Origin of the sequence: Actinomadura sp. 7K507, assembly GCF_004348425.1 — a bacterium.
Classification (GTDB): Bacteria; Actinomycetota; Actinomycetes; order Streptosporangiales; family Streptosporangiaceae; genus Spirillospora.
In genome coordinates this window covers 23,163-39,942 of record NZ_SMKK01000070.1, presented here as the reverse complement: position 1 = coordinate 39,942, position 16,780 = coordinate 23,163, and the positions used below count along the sequence as shown (strand labels likewise).

The following is a 16,780-nucleotide window of genomic DNA, read 5'->3' as shown; positions in this document are numbered from 1 at the left end:
GGGTGTTCACGGTCGGTGCGGTTCCTCGGTTCGTCGTCCGGTGCCGTCGCGGTCCGCGGCGGCCGGGGTCCAGGCGGCGATCGGGTTGCCCAGCCACCGGGTCCCGGCGGGCAGCTGCTCGCCGCGCATCACCAGGGACGCGGGGCCGACGGTGGCGCAGGCCCCGATCGAGGCCGCGGGCAGGATCACCCCGTTGGAGCCTAGCGTCGCGCCGCGGTCCAGGACGACCGAGTCGACCCGCATGATCCGGTCGTGGAACAGGTGGGTCTGCAGCACGCAGCCTTCGTTGACGCACGCGCCGTCGCCGAGCCGGACGAGGTCGGCCTCGGGGAGCCAGTACGTGGCGCACCAGACGCCGCGTCCGATGCGGGCGCCGAGCGAGCGGAGCCAGAGGTTCAGTGGCGCGGTGCCGAGCCACGGCTCGGCGAACCACGGTGCCGCCAGGACCTCGACGAAGTTGTCGGCCAGCTCGTTGCGCCAGACGAACGAGCTCCACAGCGCCCGGTCGCCGGGCGTGATCCGCCCGACGAGCGCCCACTTGGCCACGGCCGCGACGGCCGCGGCCAGGACACCGGCGGCGGTGAGGACGGCGCCCCCCAGAAGCGCGGCGGCGCCGGCCCCGAGGGCGGCGGCGAGCCCCGCGAGCGCGGCGGCGGCCAGGACGCCGACCGCGACGGTGCACATCGCCGGGACGACGCGGCACGCCTCGACCGCCGCCCTGGCCGCCTTGAGCCGGCGGGACGGCCGGTAGGTGCGGGACTGGTCGGCGGTGTCGGCCCTGCGGCTCAGCCGCACCGGCGGCATGCCCAGGTAGGACGCGCCCGCCTTGGCCTTCTTCGGCGCCGCCGACAGGACGCCGATCAGGCCGCCCTTGGGCACCTTGCGGCCGGGGCCCGTCATGCCCGAGTTGCCGAGGAACGCGCGCTTGCCGATGCGGGCCCGCGCGATCCGCATCCGCCCGCCGCCCAGCTCGTAGGCCGCGACCATCGTGTCGTCGGCCAGGAACGCGCCGTCGTCGACGGAGGTCATGGTGGGCAGCGCGAGGACGGTCGAGGCCTCCACGTCGCGGCCGACCCGCATGCCCAGGGCGCGCAGCCAGGCGGGGGTGAGGACGCTGGCGTACAGGGGGAAGAGCCAGACGCGAGCCGCCGCCATCAGGCGGCTCGTGGCCCACGCCTGCCACGCCTGCCGGCTGTGCACCGGGTGCTCGCCCTCGCGCAGCCCGAGGCCGAGCAGGCGCACGCAGGCCAGGGTGATCGCCGCGAACGCGCTCATGCCCGCGAGGGTGGCCAGGGGCACTGACGCCAGGGCCGCCGGCAGGGCGTCCCCCAGGCTCGCGGTGCCGTGCACGAAGAGGCCGAGGACCGCGAGGCCGGGCAGCGCCGCGATCAGCGGGAGCAGGCTGAGCCCGAGCGCGGACACTCCGTACGCCAGCGTCCAGCGGCGCCGTCTCGGCGGCCGGGCGGTGTCGCCGTGCCGCTTGGCCTTGCCCCTGCGCACGGCGGGGGCCCCGGCCCAGCGCTGCCCCGCCGGTATCCGCCCGGTCACCGCCGAGCCCGCCGCGACCTGCGCCTTCTTCCCGACACGGGCGCCGGGGAACAGCACGGCCCGGGCGCCGACGACGGCGTCCGCACCGACCCGGATCTCGCCGACGTGCAGGACGTCGCCGTCCAGCCAGTGGCCGCTCAGGTCGGCCTCGGGTTCGATCGCCGCCCCGCGGCCGAGCCAGAGCATCCCGGTCACGGGCGGCGCGGTGTGCAGGTCGACGTCCGGGCCGATGCGGGCCCCGAGCGCGCGGGCGTAGAAGGCGAGCCAGGGCGCGGCCGACAGTTCGGCCGCGCCGAGGCGGGCGGCGAGCTGCTCGGCCGTCCACAGCCGCAGGTGGACGGCGCCGCCCCGCGGGTAGGTGCCCGGCCGCAGGCCGCGCAGCAGGAGCCGCGCGCCGGCGGCGGCCAGCGCCATCCTGCCGGGCGGCGCGGCGAACAGCAGCGCGCCCGCCAGGACGGCCCACCATGACACGGCCGGCGCCCACGGGAAGGCGGCCGGGGCGTAGCGGGCGGCGAGGTTGCCGAGGGCCGCCAGGCCGACGACCCACCGCATGGCGCCGGCGGTCAGCAGCGGGATCATGAGCAGCGCCTGGACGGCGGACGCCCGCGCCGGCACCGGCCGCACGGCCCGTTCCGGTACCGGCCCCGCCTGCGTGCTCTCCGGTCCCCGGTCCCCCAGATGCGCGGCGAGGCCGCGCAGCGTGGGGTTCTCGTAGACGTCGCCGACGGACACGGACGGGTGGTGCGGTCGCAGGGCCGACACCAGCCGCGCCGCCGCGAGGCTGCCGCCGCCGAGCGCGAAGAAGTCCGCGCCGGGGGCGGCCGGGCTCTCCCCCAGTACCTCGGCCCACATGGCCGCGAGCCGTTCCTCGGCCTCGCTGAGCGGTTCGGCGCCGGCGTGCGCGTCCGGCCCGTCCGGGTCGCCCGCTCCGGGCATCGGCCAGGGCAGCGCGTCCCGGTCGACCTTCCCGGACGTCCGCGTGGGGAGGGTGTCCACGCGGACGAGGCGGGGCACCAGCGCGGCGGGCAGGGCCTCCGCCAGCCGCTCCCGCGCCGCGGCGGCGTCGAACCCGTCCCCGGTGACCCCATCCCCCGTGACGAGGTAGCCGACCAGGAGCCGGTGCCCGGCGGGCGTCTCGCGGACCGCGGCGGCGGCGCCGGTCACGCCGGGCAGGGCCTGCAGCGCCGCGTCGACCTCGCCGAGCTCGATCCGGCGGCCGCCCAGCTTGATCTGGTCGTCGGCGCGGCCGACGAAGACGAGGCCGGCCGGGTCGGCCCGGACGAGGTCTCCGCTGCGGTAGGCGCGCTCCCAGCCGAGCGACGGCAGCGGCCCGTACTTCTCGGCGTCCTTGGCGGGGTCGAGGTAGCGGGCGAGGCCGACGCCGCCGATGACGAGCTCGCCGGTTCCGCCGGGGGCGACGGGCTCGCCGGCCGGGTCGACGACGGCGAGGTCCCAGCCGTCGAGGGGGAGGCCGATCCGGACGGGGCCGGTGCCGCCGAGCGGGGCGGCGCAGGCGACGACGGTGGCCTCGGTGGGCCCGTAGGTGTTCCAGACCCGGCGTCCCGGGACGGCGAGGCGGGCGGCCAGCTCGGGCGGGCACGCCTCGCCGCCGAAGATCAGCAGCCGGATGCCGTCGAGGGTCTCGGGGGGCCACAGCGCGGCGAGCGTCGGGACGGTGGACACGACCGTGATGCCCCGCCCGGCGAGCCAGGGGCCGAGGTCCGCGCCGGTGCGCACGAGCGAGCGCGGCGCCGGCACCAGGCAGGCGCCGTGCCGCCACGCCAGCCACATCTCCTCGCAGGACGCGTCGAACGCCACCGACAGCCCGGCCAGGACGCGGTCGGACTCGCGCGCCGGGAAGAGCCGCGCCTCGGCGTCCACGAACGCGGCGGCCGCGCGGTGGGACACGGCCACGCCCTTGGGCCTGCCGGTCGAGCCGGAGGTGAAGATGATCCAGGCGTCGTCGCCGGGTTCCGGGCGGCCGGCGCGCCCGCCGGGGGCGGCGCGGAGGGTGAGCTCGCGGTGCTCCCCGATGACGGCGCAGACGCCGGCCTCGCCGAAGACGGTCGCGGCGCGTTCGGCCGGGTCGTCGGCGTCGACGGGAACGTAGGCGGCGCCCGCGGCGAGGACGGCGAGGACCGCTATGTACAGGTCGGCGGTGCCCGAGGGGACGCGGATCCCGACCCGGTCGCCGCGGCCGACCCCCGCCTGCTCCAGCTCCTTGGCGAGGGCGGCGGCCTCGGCGCGCAGTCCCTCGTAGTCGAGGCGGGTGGTGCCGTCGTCCAGCGCGGGCGCGTACGGGTGCCGCAGGACGGTCGCGTCCAGGACGTCCAGGAGGGTCCGCTCGGGAGGCGCGCTCCGCGATCGGAAGACGGCGTGCTCGGGCCCGGCCGTGAGTGGACGCAACATTCCCCCGGTGTCCAGGCGGCCGGCGGCCACTACGTCCGGGGCACCGTGTCGCCCGCTCCGTCCCACCGGAGCCGGTGCGCCCTCACCGCCGGGGGGCGCGCCGCTCGCGCCACCTGGGATCTCGCCGATCCCCGCGGCCGCGCTCCGGCCGGGCCTTGTGGGCCGCGGGGGCGCGCGAATACCGCTGATCGGGACACTCTACTCGATGGCCGTGAACAGCCCCGGGCGGTGGTGCGGCTTGCCGGGCGGGGCGGGGTGTGTGACGTTGGGCTGCATGGCGAAGCTGGACGGCAGGACCGCGGTGGTCACGGGAGCCTCGTCCGGCATCGGCGCGGTCGTCGCGGAGGCGCTCGCCGGGGCCGGGGCGCGGGTCGGGCTGGTGGCGCGGCGCGAGGACAGGCTGGAACGGGTGCTCGCGCATTGCCGCACGCACGCGCCGGGCTCGGCGATGTGGGTCGCCGACCTCGCCGACCTGGACGGGATCGACGGCCTCGCCAAGGCGGTCGAGCGCGAGTTCGGCGCCGTGGACGTGCTGGTCAACAACGCGGGGATGCCGAAGCGGCGCCGCGTCCAGGACCTGTCCCACGCCGAGGCCGAGGACGTGATGCGGCTGAACTACCTGTCCCCGGTGCGGCTCACGCTGGCCCTGCTGCCCGGCATGATCGAGCGCGGGCGCGGGCATCTGGTGGCGGTGGGCTCGGTGGCGGCGCGGCTCGGCCCGCCGCACGAGGCCGCCTACGCGGCGTCCAAGGCGGCGCTCACCGCGTTCTGGGAGAGCATGGCGGTCGACCTGGACGGCACCGGCGTGCAGGTCCACGTCGTCCAGCCGGCGCTCATCGCCGGCACCGAGCTGTTCACGCTCCCCGGCAACGAGGAGCCGCTCAGCGACGTCTCGGAGGCGCTGCCGCCGCAGGAGGTCGCCGCCGCCGTCCTGAACGTCCTCGACGAGGGGCGCTTCGAGCAGTACGTGCCGGGCTGGTTCACCGAGATGGCCTCGGGCAAGGCCGCCGACGTCGACGCGTTCGTCGCGGGCGTCAAGGAATGGACCCGCGACAGGCTGGTGTGACGCCCACCGGGACCGGCGCTCACCAGGTGTCGATCCAGCGGCTGCGTTCCCCGGGCGGCGGCGCGGACGCGAACGCGGTGGTGATCCAGCGGCGGGTCAGCGCCGGGTCGATGACGTCGTCCAGCTCGAAGACCGTGGCGGCGTGGAGCGCCTTGCCGTACTCGTAGGCGGCGGCGACCATCTTCTCGAACAGCTCCTCCGGGTCGTCGGCCTCCGCCAGCTCCTTGCGGAAGCCGAGCCGGACGGCGCCCTCCAGGCCCATGCCCCCGATCTCGCCGGTGGGCCAGGCGACGGTCGCGAGCGGCGCCTTGAACCCGCCGCCCGCCATGGCCTGCGCGCCGAGCCCGTAGCCTTTGCGCAGCACGATCGTGATGATCGGGACGCGCAGGTTCGCGCCGACGACGAACATGCGGCTGAAGTGCCGGACGGTGGCGGTCCGCTCGGCGTCCGGGCCGACCATGAAGCCGGGCGTGTCGCACAGGGACACGACGGGCAGGCCGTGGGCGTCGCACAGCTGCAGGAACCGGGCGGCCTTGTCGGCGGCGTCGCGGTCGATGGCGCCGCCCAGGTGCGCCGGGTTGCTGGCGATCAGCCCCATCGGGCGCCCCTCGATCCGCACGAGCGCGGTGATGATCCCGATCCCGAACGCGCGGCGCAGTTCCAGCACCGACCCCGTGTCGGCGAGGTGGGTGATCGCGCGGCGCACGTCGTAGGCGCGCATCCGGTTCTCCGGGACGACGTGCCGCAGGATCCGCTGGTCGTCGCAGGTCCACTCGTCCCGCGGCCCCTGGAAGTAGGACAGGTACCGGCGGGCGGCGGCGACGGCCTCGGCCTCGTCCTCCACGACGACGTCGACGACGCCGTTGGGCTCCTGGTCGCCGATCGGGCCGATCTCCTCGGGCGCGAACACGCCGAGCCCGCCGCCCTCGATCATCGCGGGCCCGCCCATACCGATGTTGGCGTCGCGGGTCGCGATGATGACGTCGCAGCAGCCGAGCAGGGCCGCGTTGCCGGCGAAGCAGCGCCCGGAGGCGATCCCGACGGACGGGACGGTGCCGCTGAGCCTGCCCATGGCGTGGAAGGTCGGCACGTCCAGGCCGGACACCGACGAGGTGTCGGTGTCGCCGGGCCGTCCCCCGCCTCCCTCGGCGAACAGGACGAGCGGCAGGCGGCGCCGGAGGGCGATGTCGAGCATCCGGTCGGTCTTGCGGTGGTTCTGGTGGCCCTGCGTCCCGGCCAGCACCATGTAGTCGTAGGACATGACGACGGCCTGCGCGCCGTTCACGTCCCCGAGGCCGCAGACCATGCCGTCGGCGGGGGTGCGTTCGATCAGGTCCTCCAGGGACCGGCGCTGCCGCTGCGCGGCGATGGCCAGCGCCCCGTACTCGGCGAACGTGCCGGGGTCGCACAGGTCCTCGATGTTCTCCCGGGCGGTGCGGTGGCCGCGCGCGTGCCGCCTGGCGACCGCCTCCGGACGGGACGCGTCCAGGCCGGTCTCGTGCCGCCGCAGCGTCTCGGCGAGGTCGGCGCGGATCTCGCCGAGGTCCGCCTCGGCCTCCTCGGCGGCGTGGCCGCCGTCCGCTTCGGCGGGTTCGGCGAACAGCAGCGGGGCGCCCTCGGCGACCGTGTCCCCGGGCGCGGCGGCGACGGCCCGCACGATGCCGGCCTCGCCCGCGCTGATCACGTGCTCCATCTTCATGGCCTCGAGGACCGCGACGGGCGTCCCGGCCCGCACCAGGTCGCCCTCCGCCACGTCGACGCTCACAACCGTGCCCTGCATGGGGGCGGCGACGGCGACCGTGCCGGCGGGCGCGTCCGGCACCGCGGCGGCCGGGGAGCCGGCCTCGTCCACGACGCTCTCGACGTAGTAGCGCCGATGCTCGCTGTCCAGCAGCTCGGGCAGATGGCCGGCGACGAAGGACGTGTCGAGGCCGCCGGACGTGAAGCCGGGATGCCGGAGGATCCCCTGCAGGAGCGGGATGCTCGTGGCCACGCCCGCGACCTCGAACTCGCCGAGCGCGCCGTGCGCGCGGGCGGCGGCCGACGGCAGGTCCTCCGCGCGGGCGATGACCTTGGCCAGCAGCGGGTCGTAGCGCGGGCTGGTGCGGTAGCCGGCGTAGCCGTGGGTGTCGACGCGGACACCGGGCCCCGAGGGCGGCGCGAACGCGGTCAGCGTCCCGGCCCCCGGCCGCGGCGTGCCGTCCGCGTCGAGGGTCTCTGCGTTGACGCGGACCTGGACGGCGCAGCCGGACGCGCGCGGCGGCCCGCCGCCCAGGCCCACGGCGGCGAGGTCCTCCCCCAGCGCGAGCCGGATCTGCGTCTTCACCAGGTCGACGCCGGTGATCTCCTCGGTCACGGTGTGCTCGACCTGGAGCCTGGGATTGACCTCCAGGAACCAGAACTCCGCGCCGGCGACGAGGAACTCGAACGTGCCGATGCCGTCGTACCGGACGCGGGCGGCCATGCCGACCGCCGCGTCCAGCAGCGCGTCCCGGACCTCCTCCGCAAGCGCGGGCGCGGGCGCGATCTCGATCAGCTTCTGGTGCCGCCGCTGGACGCTGCAGTCGCGTTCCCACAGATGGGTGACCGCGCCGGAGCCGTCACCGGCCACCTGCACCTCGATGTGGCGGGCGCGCGGCACGTACTTCTCGGCGTACAGGCCGCCGTCGCCGGACGAGGCCAGCGCCTCGGACCGGCACCGCTCGTACGCGGCGGCCATGCCGCCCGGATCGGTGACGGCGCGCATCCCGCGCCCGCCGCCCCCGGCGAGGGCCTTGAGCATCACCGGGCCGTGCTCGCGGGCGAACGCCTCCGCGTCCGCGAGGCTCACCGGGCCCGCCGTGCCGGGCGTCACGGGCACGCCCGCCTCCCGGGCGAGCGCGCGGGCGCGGGTCTTGTCGCCGAACAGCTCCAGGAGTTCCGGGCGGGGACCGGTGAACGTCAGCCCGGCGGCGGCGCAGCGCGCGGCGAATTCGGCGTTCTCGCTGAGGAACCCGTAGCCGGGGTGGACGGCCGTGACGCCCGCGTCCTTGGCCGCGGCGAGCAGGGCGTCCGCGTCGAGGTACCCGGCGACGCCCTCGCCGGGCAGCGCCCGCACCTCGTCCGCGCGGCGGGTGTGCGGCGCGGCGTGCCGCCCGGCGGCCTCGTCCCGGGTGTGCACGGCGACCGTCCGCAGGCCCAGTTCCGCCGCGGCCCGGACGATCCGCAGCGCGATCTCGCCGCGGTTGGCCACAAGGATTCCGCTCACCCGTCCTCCTCACCTCGCCTCGCCCGGCGCGGCCCCGCTTCGGAGAGCCCGTGCTTCGGCGAGGCCGCACTCCAGAGGGGCCTCACTTTAGAGGCGGGCGAAGCGGCGGTGCGCCCCGGGACCCGGCGCGGCGCGCGGGTGATAATGGTGGGGTGAGGCCGCCACCTCACCATCACACTCCGGAGGAACGACGACCCATGGGCACCGCCGGCCGCTCCGTCCGCGAGTCCCTGCTCGACGCCGCCGCCGGCCTCCTGGTCGAGCGCGGATACCGCGGCGTCCGCATGCAGGACGTCGCCGCCGCCGCCGGGGTGAGCCGGCAGACCGTCTACAACGAGTTCGGCGACAAGTGGGGGCTGGCGCAGGCGGTCGTGATCCGCGACAACGAGCGCTACCTCGACGGGATCGACGCGGTGCTGTCCGAGCACGACGACCTGTACTCGGCGGTGACGGCCGCGGTCATGTTCTCGCTGGAGATGTCGGCGGACGACCAGCTGAAGAAGGCGGTGCTGACGGGCGCGGGCGGCGACGAGATGCTGCCGCTGCTCACCACGCAGGCCGAGCCGGTCCTGTTCACCGCCAGCGCCCGCATCGCCGAGCACGCCCTGCGCCATTGGCCGCACCTGGACGGCGAGGCCCTCACCGAGATCGCCGACGCCGCCGTGCGGCTGACGATGAGCCACATCATGCTGCCGTCCGGCCCGCCGGAGAGGACCGCCCACTTCGTCGCCCGGATGGTGACCCGCTACCTGACCGCGCCGGAACCGCCCGCCGGCGGCTGACCGGCCCCGTGTCAGTGGACACTTACTTCGGTCGGCTACCGTTGGGCCGACAGCGAATGCGAGGAGGCGCGATGGACTTCGACCTGCCGGAGAGCGCGGCCGCGGTGCGCGAGGGCGTGCTGGCGATCGCCGGGAAGTACGACCAGGACTACTGGAGCCGGTGCGACGCGGACAAGCGCTGGCCCGACGAGGTCTGGCGGGAACTGGTCAAGGGCGGCTGGCACAGCCTCGCGATCCCGGAGGAGTACGGGGGCGCCGGGCAGGGCCTGCTGGAGCTGGCCGTCGCCCTCGAGTCGCTCGCCGAGGGCGGCGCCGGCGGCGCCGCGTCGTTCATGTACCTGCTCACGCCCGCGTTCGGCGGGCTGACCATCGCCCGCCACGGGACGGCGGAGCAGAAGCGCGAGTTCCTGCCGAAGATCGCCTCCGGGGAGATCGAGACCTGCTTCGCCATCACCGAGCCGGACGCGGGCAGCAACTCCATCAACATCACCACCCAGGCCCGCCGCGACGGCGACGCGTTCGTGGTCAGCGGCCAGAAGATCTGGATCTCGGGCGTCGAGCGCGCCGACCACCTGGTCCTGGTCACCCGGACGGTCCCGGCCGCCGAGGCGCGTCCCCGCACGTCGGGCTTCACCGTCCTGCTGGTGGACGTCAAGGAGGCCGTCGCCGCGGGCACGCTGAGCTACCAGCCGATCCCCAAGCTCGGCACCAACACCGTCGCGTCCAGCATGGTGTTCCTCGACGACGTGCGCGTGCCGGCGGAGCGGGTCCTCGGCGAGGTCGACCAGGGGTTCGCCGTCCTGTGGGACATCCTCAACCCCGAGCGCATCCTCGCCGCCGCCGGCGGCGTCGGGTCCGGCGAGCTGGTCCTGAAGATCGCGTGCGAGTACGCCGGGGAGCGGGCGCCGTTCGGCAAGCCGATCGGGTCGAACCAGGGCATCGCGTTCCCGCTCGCCCGGATCAAGGCGCAGGTGGAGCTGGCGCGGCTGATGACCTACAAGGCCGCCTGGCTGTGGGACCGGGGCCGCCCCTGCGGGTCGGAGGCCAACATCGCCAAGCTCACCGCCGCGGACGCGGCCTGGCAGGCGGCCGACCGCGCGTTCCAGACCTACGGCGGCATGGCGTACTCGCTGGAGTACCCGGTCGCCCGCATGTTCCGCGACGCCCGCATCGCCAAGAACATCCCGGTCGCCGAGGAGCTCGTCCTCGCCCACATCGCCCAGCACGAGCTCGGCCTGCCCAGGTCGTACTGATCACCCGAACGCCGCGCGCAGCCGCCGCACGGCGAAATCCCTGGCGCGGGCGCCGGCGTCGAAGATCTCCGGCAGCAGGAAGAACGCGTGCACGACGCCGTCGTAGCGGCGCAGCTCCACCGGCACCCCGGCGGCGGCGAGGCGGCGCGCGTACGCCTCGCCCTCGTCGCGCAGGATGTCGCACTCGGCGGTGATCACGGTGGCGGGTGCGGCGCCGGCCAGGTCCGGGGCGCGCAGCGGCGCCAGCCGGAAGTCCGACGGGTCGGCGCCGCCCCGGTAGAGCCCCATGAACCGGGCGAGCGACCCGGCGTCCAGCCCGTATCCGGACCCGTACTCCCGCCAGCTCGGGGTGTCCATCGCCGTGTCGGTCACCGGGTAGACGAGCAGCTGGTGGACGAGCGGCACCCCGTGGTCGCGGGCCAGCAGCGCCGCGACCGCCGCCAGGTTGCCGCCGGCGCTGTCACCGGCGACCGCGACCGCGCCGGGCTGGACGCCGTAGCGGTCCGGTTCCCGCGCCACCGACGCCACGACGGCCCAGGCGTCGTCCACGGCCGCGGGGAACGGGTGCTCCGGGGCCAGCCGGTAGCCGACGCTCAGGACGGCGCACCCGGCGTCGGCGGCGAGATCACGGCACGCGCCGTCCACGTCGTCGACCCCGCCGAGAACCCATCCTCCCCCGTGCAGGTAGACGAGCGCGGGCAGCGGGCCGTGCTCGGGAGGCTCCGGACGGTACAGCCGCACCGGAACGGGACCGCCGGGCCCGCGCACGGCGAGATCGCGGACCTGCGGCAGCTCACGGCGGGCGGCGGGGAAGGCCGCGCCGGTCCGGGCCCGCATCTCCTGGATCGTGGGCTCCGCCCGGCCGCCCGCGTCCGGTGGCGCGGCCGTCCAGGAGGAGAGCACCTCCAGGAAGCTCACGGTCTGCGGGTGCAAGGGCATGCGGCGGCCTCCGGCGGGGGATACGCACTGGAATCTACCGATCGCCTTCCCCCCTGCCGGTGAGGTCAACCCCTCCGCTCCCCCGCGGGCCGCCCTTTCAGCGGCCGGCGGCCTCGGCGACCAGGGCTTCGAACAGGCGCCCGTCGTCCCCCTCCTCCGGGTGCCACTGGACGGCGAGCCCGAAGCGGTGGCCCTGCAGCTCGACCGCCTCCACCACCTGGTCCTCAGCCCAGGCCACCGCGGACAGCCCCTTGCCGAGCCGGCTCACCGCCTGGTGGTGGTAGGCCGGGACGTCCGCGGAGTCGCCCATGATCTTGCCGACGAGGCTGGTGCCGCTGATCTGCACCGGGTGCGAGCCGACCAGACCGGTCTCCGGCGCGTGGCCCTGGTGGCCCACCGCCTCCGGCAGGTGCTGGATCAGGGCGCCGCCGCGCGCCACGTTCAGCACCTGCATGCCCCGGCAGATGGCGAGGAACGGCAGGTCGGCGTCCACGACCGCGCGGGCGAGCGCCAGCTCGAAGCGGTCGCGCTGCGGCTGGGGCGGGCCCGTCTCGTGATGCCGGACGGCGCCGTACAGGTCGGGGTCGAGGTCGCCTCCGCCCGCGATGACGATGCCGTCCAGCCGCCCGACCAGCGCGTCCAGCCCGCGCAGGGTCGCGGTCGGGGGCAGCATGACCGGGACCCCGCCGGCCCGTTCGACCGAGCGCACGTACGGGACCGGCAGGAGCGCGGCCTCGCGCACCCAGACCCCCCAGCGGGCCGGCTCCTGGTAAGTGGTGATCCCGATGAGCGGTGGCGGGCGCTCACCTGCGTCCGGGGACGGCGCCCCGCGGATGGCCTCTGACATGCGTGATTCCCCTCTGCTGAGCGTTGGCCACAGGACGGCATCCGATTCGGGTGATGCGTCGTGTCCGGCTGCACCTCATGGTGCCTCACCCGCCCCCTCGGGCCGTCCCGTCCCCCGGCCTTCCACCGGCCAGCTTGCCGCACGGGGCGGATCTTCGCAGTCGGAAGTGGCGAGATCGGTCCGGCGGGACGGGCCCGCCGGGGACGGCCGGCCGGGGTACGAGACCGAAGAATTCTGAAATCTTCCACTTGGGTGGAGAATCATGCCCCGCGATCGGCGGCGGTAGCGGAAGGTCGCCGACGCCCGGCGGGTACCGATCAGTATGCGTGACCTTTTCCCGGAATATTCCCTCACGGAGAATTAACCGCCGACTACTCAGCGGAACGATCCGGGAGCCCGGCGGAGGCTCCGCTTGAGGACCTGCGGAATCGGGTGCGAGAATCTCAGCAAGCCGGGCATCGGATGCGGCGCCACCGCCGCGGAATCCCTGTGCCCGTCCTCCAAAAGCCCAAGGGGGCGAGCTGGAGAATGTCACCGGAACCCCGAATCGTCAAAGAGACCTTCGACCGTCTCGAAGCGGACCCGGCGGGCGCCATGAACTATTTCTACGGCCGCCTTTTCGCCCGCGAACCCCGCCTGCGCGCCCTGTTCCCGCCCGGGATGGGCACCCAGCACGACCGGTTCTTCCACGCCCTCACCCGGATCGTCTGGAGCCAGGACAACCCCGAGGAGCTCACCCGCCATCTCGGCGGGCTCGGCCGCGACCACCGCAAGTACGGCGTCCTGCGCGAGCACTACCCCGCCGTCGAGACCGCCCTGATCGCCACGGTGCGGACCTTCGCCGCCGACGTGTGGACGGCCGAGGCCGAGGACGCCTGGACGAGCGCCTACCGGTCCGCCGCGGCGACCATGATCGCGGCCGCCGGGCGGGACGCGTCCGACCGGCCGCCGTGGTGGGTCGCCGAGGTCACCGGGCACGACAGGCGCGACCACGACCTCGCCGTCCTCACCCTGCGCCCCGAGCGGCCGCTGGCGTTCCTGCCGGGCCAGCACGTGAGCGTGCAGACCGCCCGCTGGCCCCGCGTCTGGCGGTCCTACTCGATCGCCAACGCGCCCCGCCCCGACGGCACGATCAGCCTGCACGTCCGCGCCCGCCCCGCCGGCTGGGTGAGCGGCGCGCTGGTACGGCACTGCGCGCCCGGCGACACCGTGCTGCTCGGCCCGGCCGCGGGCACCATGACGCTCGAACCGGGCTCCGGCCGCGGGCTGCTCCTCGTCGGGGGCGGCACCGGCCTCGCCCCGATGAAGGCGCTCGCCGAGCAGGCCGCCGGGACCGGCCGCGACGTCCGCCTCGTCGTCGGGGCCCGCACCGAGCGCGGCCTCTACGACCTGGCCGAACTGCGGCGGCTGGAGTCCGGCTCCGCCCGCCTGCGGATCGTCCCCGTCCTGTCGCGCTCACCCGGGGGGCCCGGCGACCTGCACGGCCGGGTCCCCGATGTCCTGCCCGGCTTCCTGGACGGCGTCCCCGGCTGGCGGGACCACCACGCCTACGTGGCCGGTCCCGTACCGCTCGTCCGGCGGACCGTCACCGCGCTCCAGCGCCACGGGATGTCCCTCACCCGCATCCACCACGACCTGCTCGCCGCCGAGGACTGAGCGCTCACCACCCGGCGCGCTCCCGCAGGAACGCGGTCGTCGCCTCGTCCGCCGGATAGAACGACTCGATCGCCAGCTCCGCCACCGTGATGTCGACGGGCGTGCCGAACGTCGCGATCGTGCTGAAGAACGACAGGTCGCGCCCGTCCAGCCGGATCCGCAGCGGGACGAAGACCTCGTTGCCCTCGGGCGGCGCCATCGCCTCCCCCACGTCCCCCGGGAAACTCCGCAGCTCCCGGTAGAGCTGGGCGAGCGACGCGTCCGCGGTCAGCGCCACATGCCGGCGAACCCGGTCGATCATGTGGGCGCGCCACTCCGCCAGGTTCAGGATGTTCCTGGCCATTCCGGCGGGATGCATGCTCAGCCGCAGCACGTTCAGCGGCGGCTCCAGCAGCTCCGGCGGCGCGCCCTCCATGAAGAACGCGGCGGCGCCGTTGGCGTCGATCAGGTTCCAGAACCGGTCGACGACCACCGCCGGGTAGGGCTCGTGCCCTGCCAGCACCTGCCTCAGCGCCGCCCGGACCGAATCCATCCTCGGCTCCTCGATCGGCGTCTCGCCGAACACCGGCGCGAAGCCCGCCGACACCAGCAGGAGGTTTCGGTCGCGCAGCGGCACGTCCAGGTGCTCGGCCAGCCGCAGCACCATCTCCCGGCTCGGCGCCGAACGCCCCGTCTCCACGAAGCTCAGATGCCGCGTCGACACGTCGGCCTCCGAGGCCAGCTCCAGCTGGCTCAGCCTGCGCCGCTGCCGCCACGCGCGCAACTGGTCCCCCACCGGCCTCACATCACTCAACGCCGTCGTCATCGCACCGACGCTACCCGCGGACCCGTCACCAGGGCGATTACGTGCGGGGTAATGGACGCGGACACGCCCCGGTCGCCAGAGTGGGGCCGGACATTCCGAGGAGGCTCCATGACCACCGGGCTCACACCCGACCAGCTCGCCGACGCCATGCCCTTCGCCCGCGCGCTCGGCGTGGAGATCGACACCGCCGGGCCCGAGGAGGTCACCGGCCATCTGGACTGGGCCCCGGACCGCTGCACCGCCGGCGGCGTCATGCACGGCGGCGCGCTCATGGCCCTGGCCGACACCCTCGGCGCGGCCTGCGCGTTCCTCAACCTGCCGCCCGGCGCGTCGACCACGACGCTGGAGTCCAAGACCAACTTCTTCCGCGGCGTGAAGGACGGCCGGGTCCGGGGCGTCTCCCGCCCGCTGCACACCGGCCGCACCTCGATCGTCGTCCAGACCGATCTGTTCGACGCCGGCGGCCGTCGCACGGCGCAGGTGACCCAGACCCAGGCGGTTCTGCGTCCCTGACCTGAACGACCGGCCCGACGCTTTTACGTTGTAGATTTTTCCGAGAGGTGCTCGCCGAAGAAGGCGAAGATCCGGTCCCAGCCGTCCGCCGCGTTCTCCCGGCCCCGGCCCATCCCGAAGGCGATCTTCGCCACCGGGCCGAGCGGAGCGGGCAGCGAAGCCTTGGTGAGGAAGCTGTGCCCGGTCGCCGGGTACTCCTTCACGTCGTGCGTCACACCGGCGCCGCCGAGGGCCCGCTCCAGCTTGCCCGCGGCCCCGCGCAGCGTCGGATCGGCCCCGCCGTAGTTCGCGACGATCGGGCACGCGCCGCGCAGCGCCTCCTCCGGCCTGCGCGGCAGCATGCCGTAGTTCACCGCGGCGGCCTGGAAGTCGTACTTCGCCGCCGCGACCAGCGCGAACCCGCCGCCCATGCAGAACCCGCAGACACCCACGTCGCCGGTGCAGTCGTCCCGTCCCGCCAGCCACGCCCGCGCCGCCTCGATGTGGTCGTACGCCGGGCCGCGCCGGGAGCGCATGTCCCGCATCGCCTTGGTGACGCAGCGGATCCACGGGGCGCCGTCGTAGAGGTCCGGCAGCACGGCCAGGTATCCGTTGGCCGCGAACCGGTCGGCCTGGGCGCGCATGTCCTCGTTCGCGCCCATCGCCTCGAACACGATGACCACGCCGGGCCAGGGCCCCTCCCCCTCGGGAACGGCGAGGTACCCCGGCAGCTCCCGCTCACCCGCGGGAATCGTGATGTCAGACATACCGTCCAACAATACGGCCCCCCGGGCGGGGCGGCCGGGCGGACGTCAGACCTTGCGCCACTCGGGGATCCAGGCGCCGTCCTCGATGACGTAGTCGCCGAACAGGTCCGGGGCCTCCTTGCGCATCACCTCGCCGATCTTGCCGAAGAGCAGGCGGATCTCCTCCTCGGCGCCGGGCGCGGTGCGGTTCTCCAGGGTGTGGCGCAGCGTGCGGACGTTGGCCGTCCAGACCAGGCCCGTGCCGACGCCCTCCGGGGCGAAGCGGCGCATGAACGAGGTCTTGTGCTTCTTCTCCTTGAACGGCACGCCCTCGTCGTCCAGGCCGAAGTGCCCGGCCATCCAGCCCTGGAACTCCTCCATCTGCTCCAGCATGGCGGTGGCGCGCTTCATGAGCTCCGGGTCCTCTCGTGCCCACTCGGGGAACCAGAACGGGATGTCCTGGAGCCGGACGAAGCGCAACGACTCCTGCGAAATGGCCACACCGGGACGATGCCGGACAAGCTCATGGGTGAGCACGCGGCTCACGTTGTGCAGGACGAAGCTGAAGCTGACGTGCTCCAGCACCGAGCCGTGCAGGCTGCGCAGGATGTTCTGCAGGTACTGGCCGGAGTCGGTGCGGACCTTCACCACGTTGGGGTTGAGGCCCGGCTCCCAGGAGCGGTAGCAGAGCCGGCCCGCGAACTCGGCGAGGTTCTGCGGGTCGTTGAGCTCGTCTTCGAGGTCGCCCCGGTCGAGCCGCTCCAGCCAGCTCTCCCCGCCCACATCCCGCAGGTAGCGGGCGACCTCGTCGTAGTCCAGCTCGGGCCGCGCAACGAGGTACACCTCAGGCTCGACGCTCTTCACTCTCGCATCCCCCCACGGGTCGTTTCCGTCGCCCCTAGGAAACCACCACGGCAGGACGGTCGCGACCTGGGCTGCGGAAAGGCCCGCCCCTGGAGATCATCCGGCCGGTACGGTGGGCGGACGGAG

At 74.7% G+C, this 16,780-nt stretch carries 12 protein-coding genes; 5 read left to right on the top strand and 7 right to left on the bottom strand.

Annotated features, from left to right (window positions below; translation table 11 throughout):
* Window positions 1–6: 6 nt before the first annotated feature.
* The gene (locus E1285_RS17805) at window positions 7–3,957 is read right to left on the bottom strand and encodes a Pls/PosA family non-ribosomal peptide synthetase (protein ID WP_132153408.1); all 3,951 of its coding nucleotides are present in this window, start codon (window positions 3,955–3,957) and stop codon (window positions 7–9) included.
* Between the two features lie 274 nt (window positions 3,958–4,231).
* Here E1285_RS17805 and E1285_RS17800 point away from each other — a divergent pair, with 274 nt between their 5' ends.
* Window positions 4,232–5,023, top strand: a complete 792-nt coding sequence (locus tag E1285_RS17800; protein WP_165966660.1) for an SDR family NAD(P)-dependent oxidoreductase — start codon at window positions 4,232–4,234, stop codon at window positions 5,021–5,023.
* A gap of 19 nt (window positions 5,024–5,042) precedes the next feature.
* On the opposite strand, the gene E1285_RS17795 is transcribed toward E1285_RS17800, so the two are convergent.
* Window positions 5,043–8,270: a carboxyl transferase domain-containing protein gene (locus E1285_RS17795; protein ID WP_132153404.1), complete on the bottom strand. Its 3,228-nt coding sequence runs from the start codon at window positions 8,268–8,270 to the stop codon at window positions 5,043–5,045.
* Window positions 8,271–8,467: 197 nt separating this feature from the next.
* Between E1285_RS17795 and E1285_RS17790 the strand changes: the two genes are divergently transcribed.
* Window positions 8,468–9,052: a TetR family transcriptional regulator gene (locus E1285_RS17790; RefSeq protein WP_132153402.1), complete on the top strand. Its 585-nt coding sequence runs from the start codon at window positions 8,468–8,470 to the stop codon at window positions 9,050–9,052.
* A gap of 71 nt (window positions 9,053–9,123) precedes the next feature.
* Window positions 9,124–10,305: an acyl-CoA dehydrogenase family protein gene (locus E1285_RS17785; RefSeq protein WP_132153400.1), complete on the top strand. Its 1,182-nt coding sequence runs from the start codon at window positions 9,124–9,126 to the stop codon at window positions 10,303–10,305.
* Here the strand turns inward: E1285_RS17785 and E1285_RS17780 are convergent, their stop codons facing one another.
* Window positions 10,306–11,244, bottom strand: coding sequence for an alpha/beta hydrolase (locus E1285_RS17780; protein WP_132153398.1), 939 nt, complete (start codon window positions 11,242–11,244; stop codon window positions 10,306–10,308).
* A gap of 97 nt (window positions 11,245–11,341) precedes the next feature.
* Entirely contained in the window at window positions 11,342–12,091 is a 750-nt protein-coding gene (locus E1285_RS17775) for a gamma-glutamyl-gamma-aminobutyrate hydrolase family protein (RefSeq protein ID WP_132153396.1), read from the bottom strand.
* Window positions 12,092–12,619: 528 nt separating this feature from the next.
* On the opposite strand from E1285_RS17775, the gene E1285_RS17770 reads away from it, so the two are divergent.
* On the top strand, window positions 12,620–13,747 hold the full coding sequence (locus E1285_RS17770) for a globin domain-containing protein (RefSeq protein ID WP_132153394.1): 1,128 nt from the start codon (window positions 12,620–12,622) through the stop codon (window positions 13,745–13,747).
* Between the two features lie 4 nt (window positions 13,748–13,751).
* Here the strand turns inward: E1285_RS17770 and E1285_RS17765 are convergent, their stop codons facing one another.
* The gene (locus E1285_RS17765; protein ID WP_132153392.1) at window positions 13,752–14,552 is read right to left on the bottom strand and encodes a helix-turn-helix transcriptional regulator; all 801 of its coding nucleotides are present in this window, start codon (window positions 14,550–14,552) and stop codon (window positions 13,752–13,754) included.
* Window positions 14,553–14,660: 108 nt separating this feature from the next.
* Here E1285_RS17765 and E1285_RS17760 point away from each other — a divergent pair, with 108 nt between their 5' ends.
* Window positions 14,661–15,065: a PaaI family thioesterase gene (locus E1285_RS17760; protein ID WP_132153389.1), complete on the top strand. Its 405-nt coding sequence runs from the start codon at window positions 14,661–14,663 to the stop codon at window positions 15,063–15,065.
* Window positions 15,066–15,088: 23 nt separating this feature from the next.
* Here the strand turns inward: E1285_RS17760 and E1285_RS17755 are convergent, their stop codons facing one another.
* Entirely contained in the window at window positions 15,089–15,811 is a 723-nt protein-coding gene (locus E1285_RS17755; RefSeq protein ID WP_132153387.1) for a dienelactone hydrolase family protein, read from the bottom strand.
* Window positions 15,812–15,856: 45 nt separating this feature from the next.
* Window positions 15,857–16,654 carry an FAD-dependent thymidylate synthase gene (gene thyX, locus E1285_RS17750; protein ID WP_132153386.1) on the bottom strand — a complete coding sequence of 266 codons (798 nt, stop codon included), beginning with the start codon at window positions 16,652–16,654 and terminating at the stop codon, window positions 15,857–15,859.
* Window positions 16,655–16,780 lie beyond the last annotated feature (126 nt).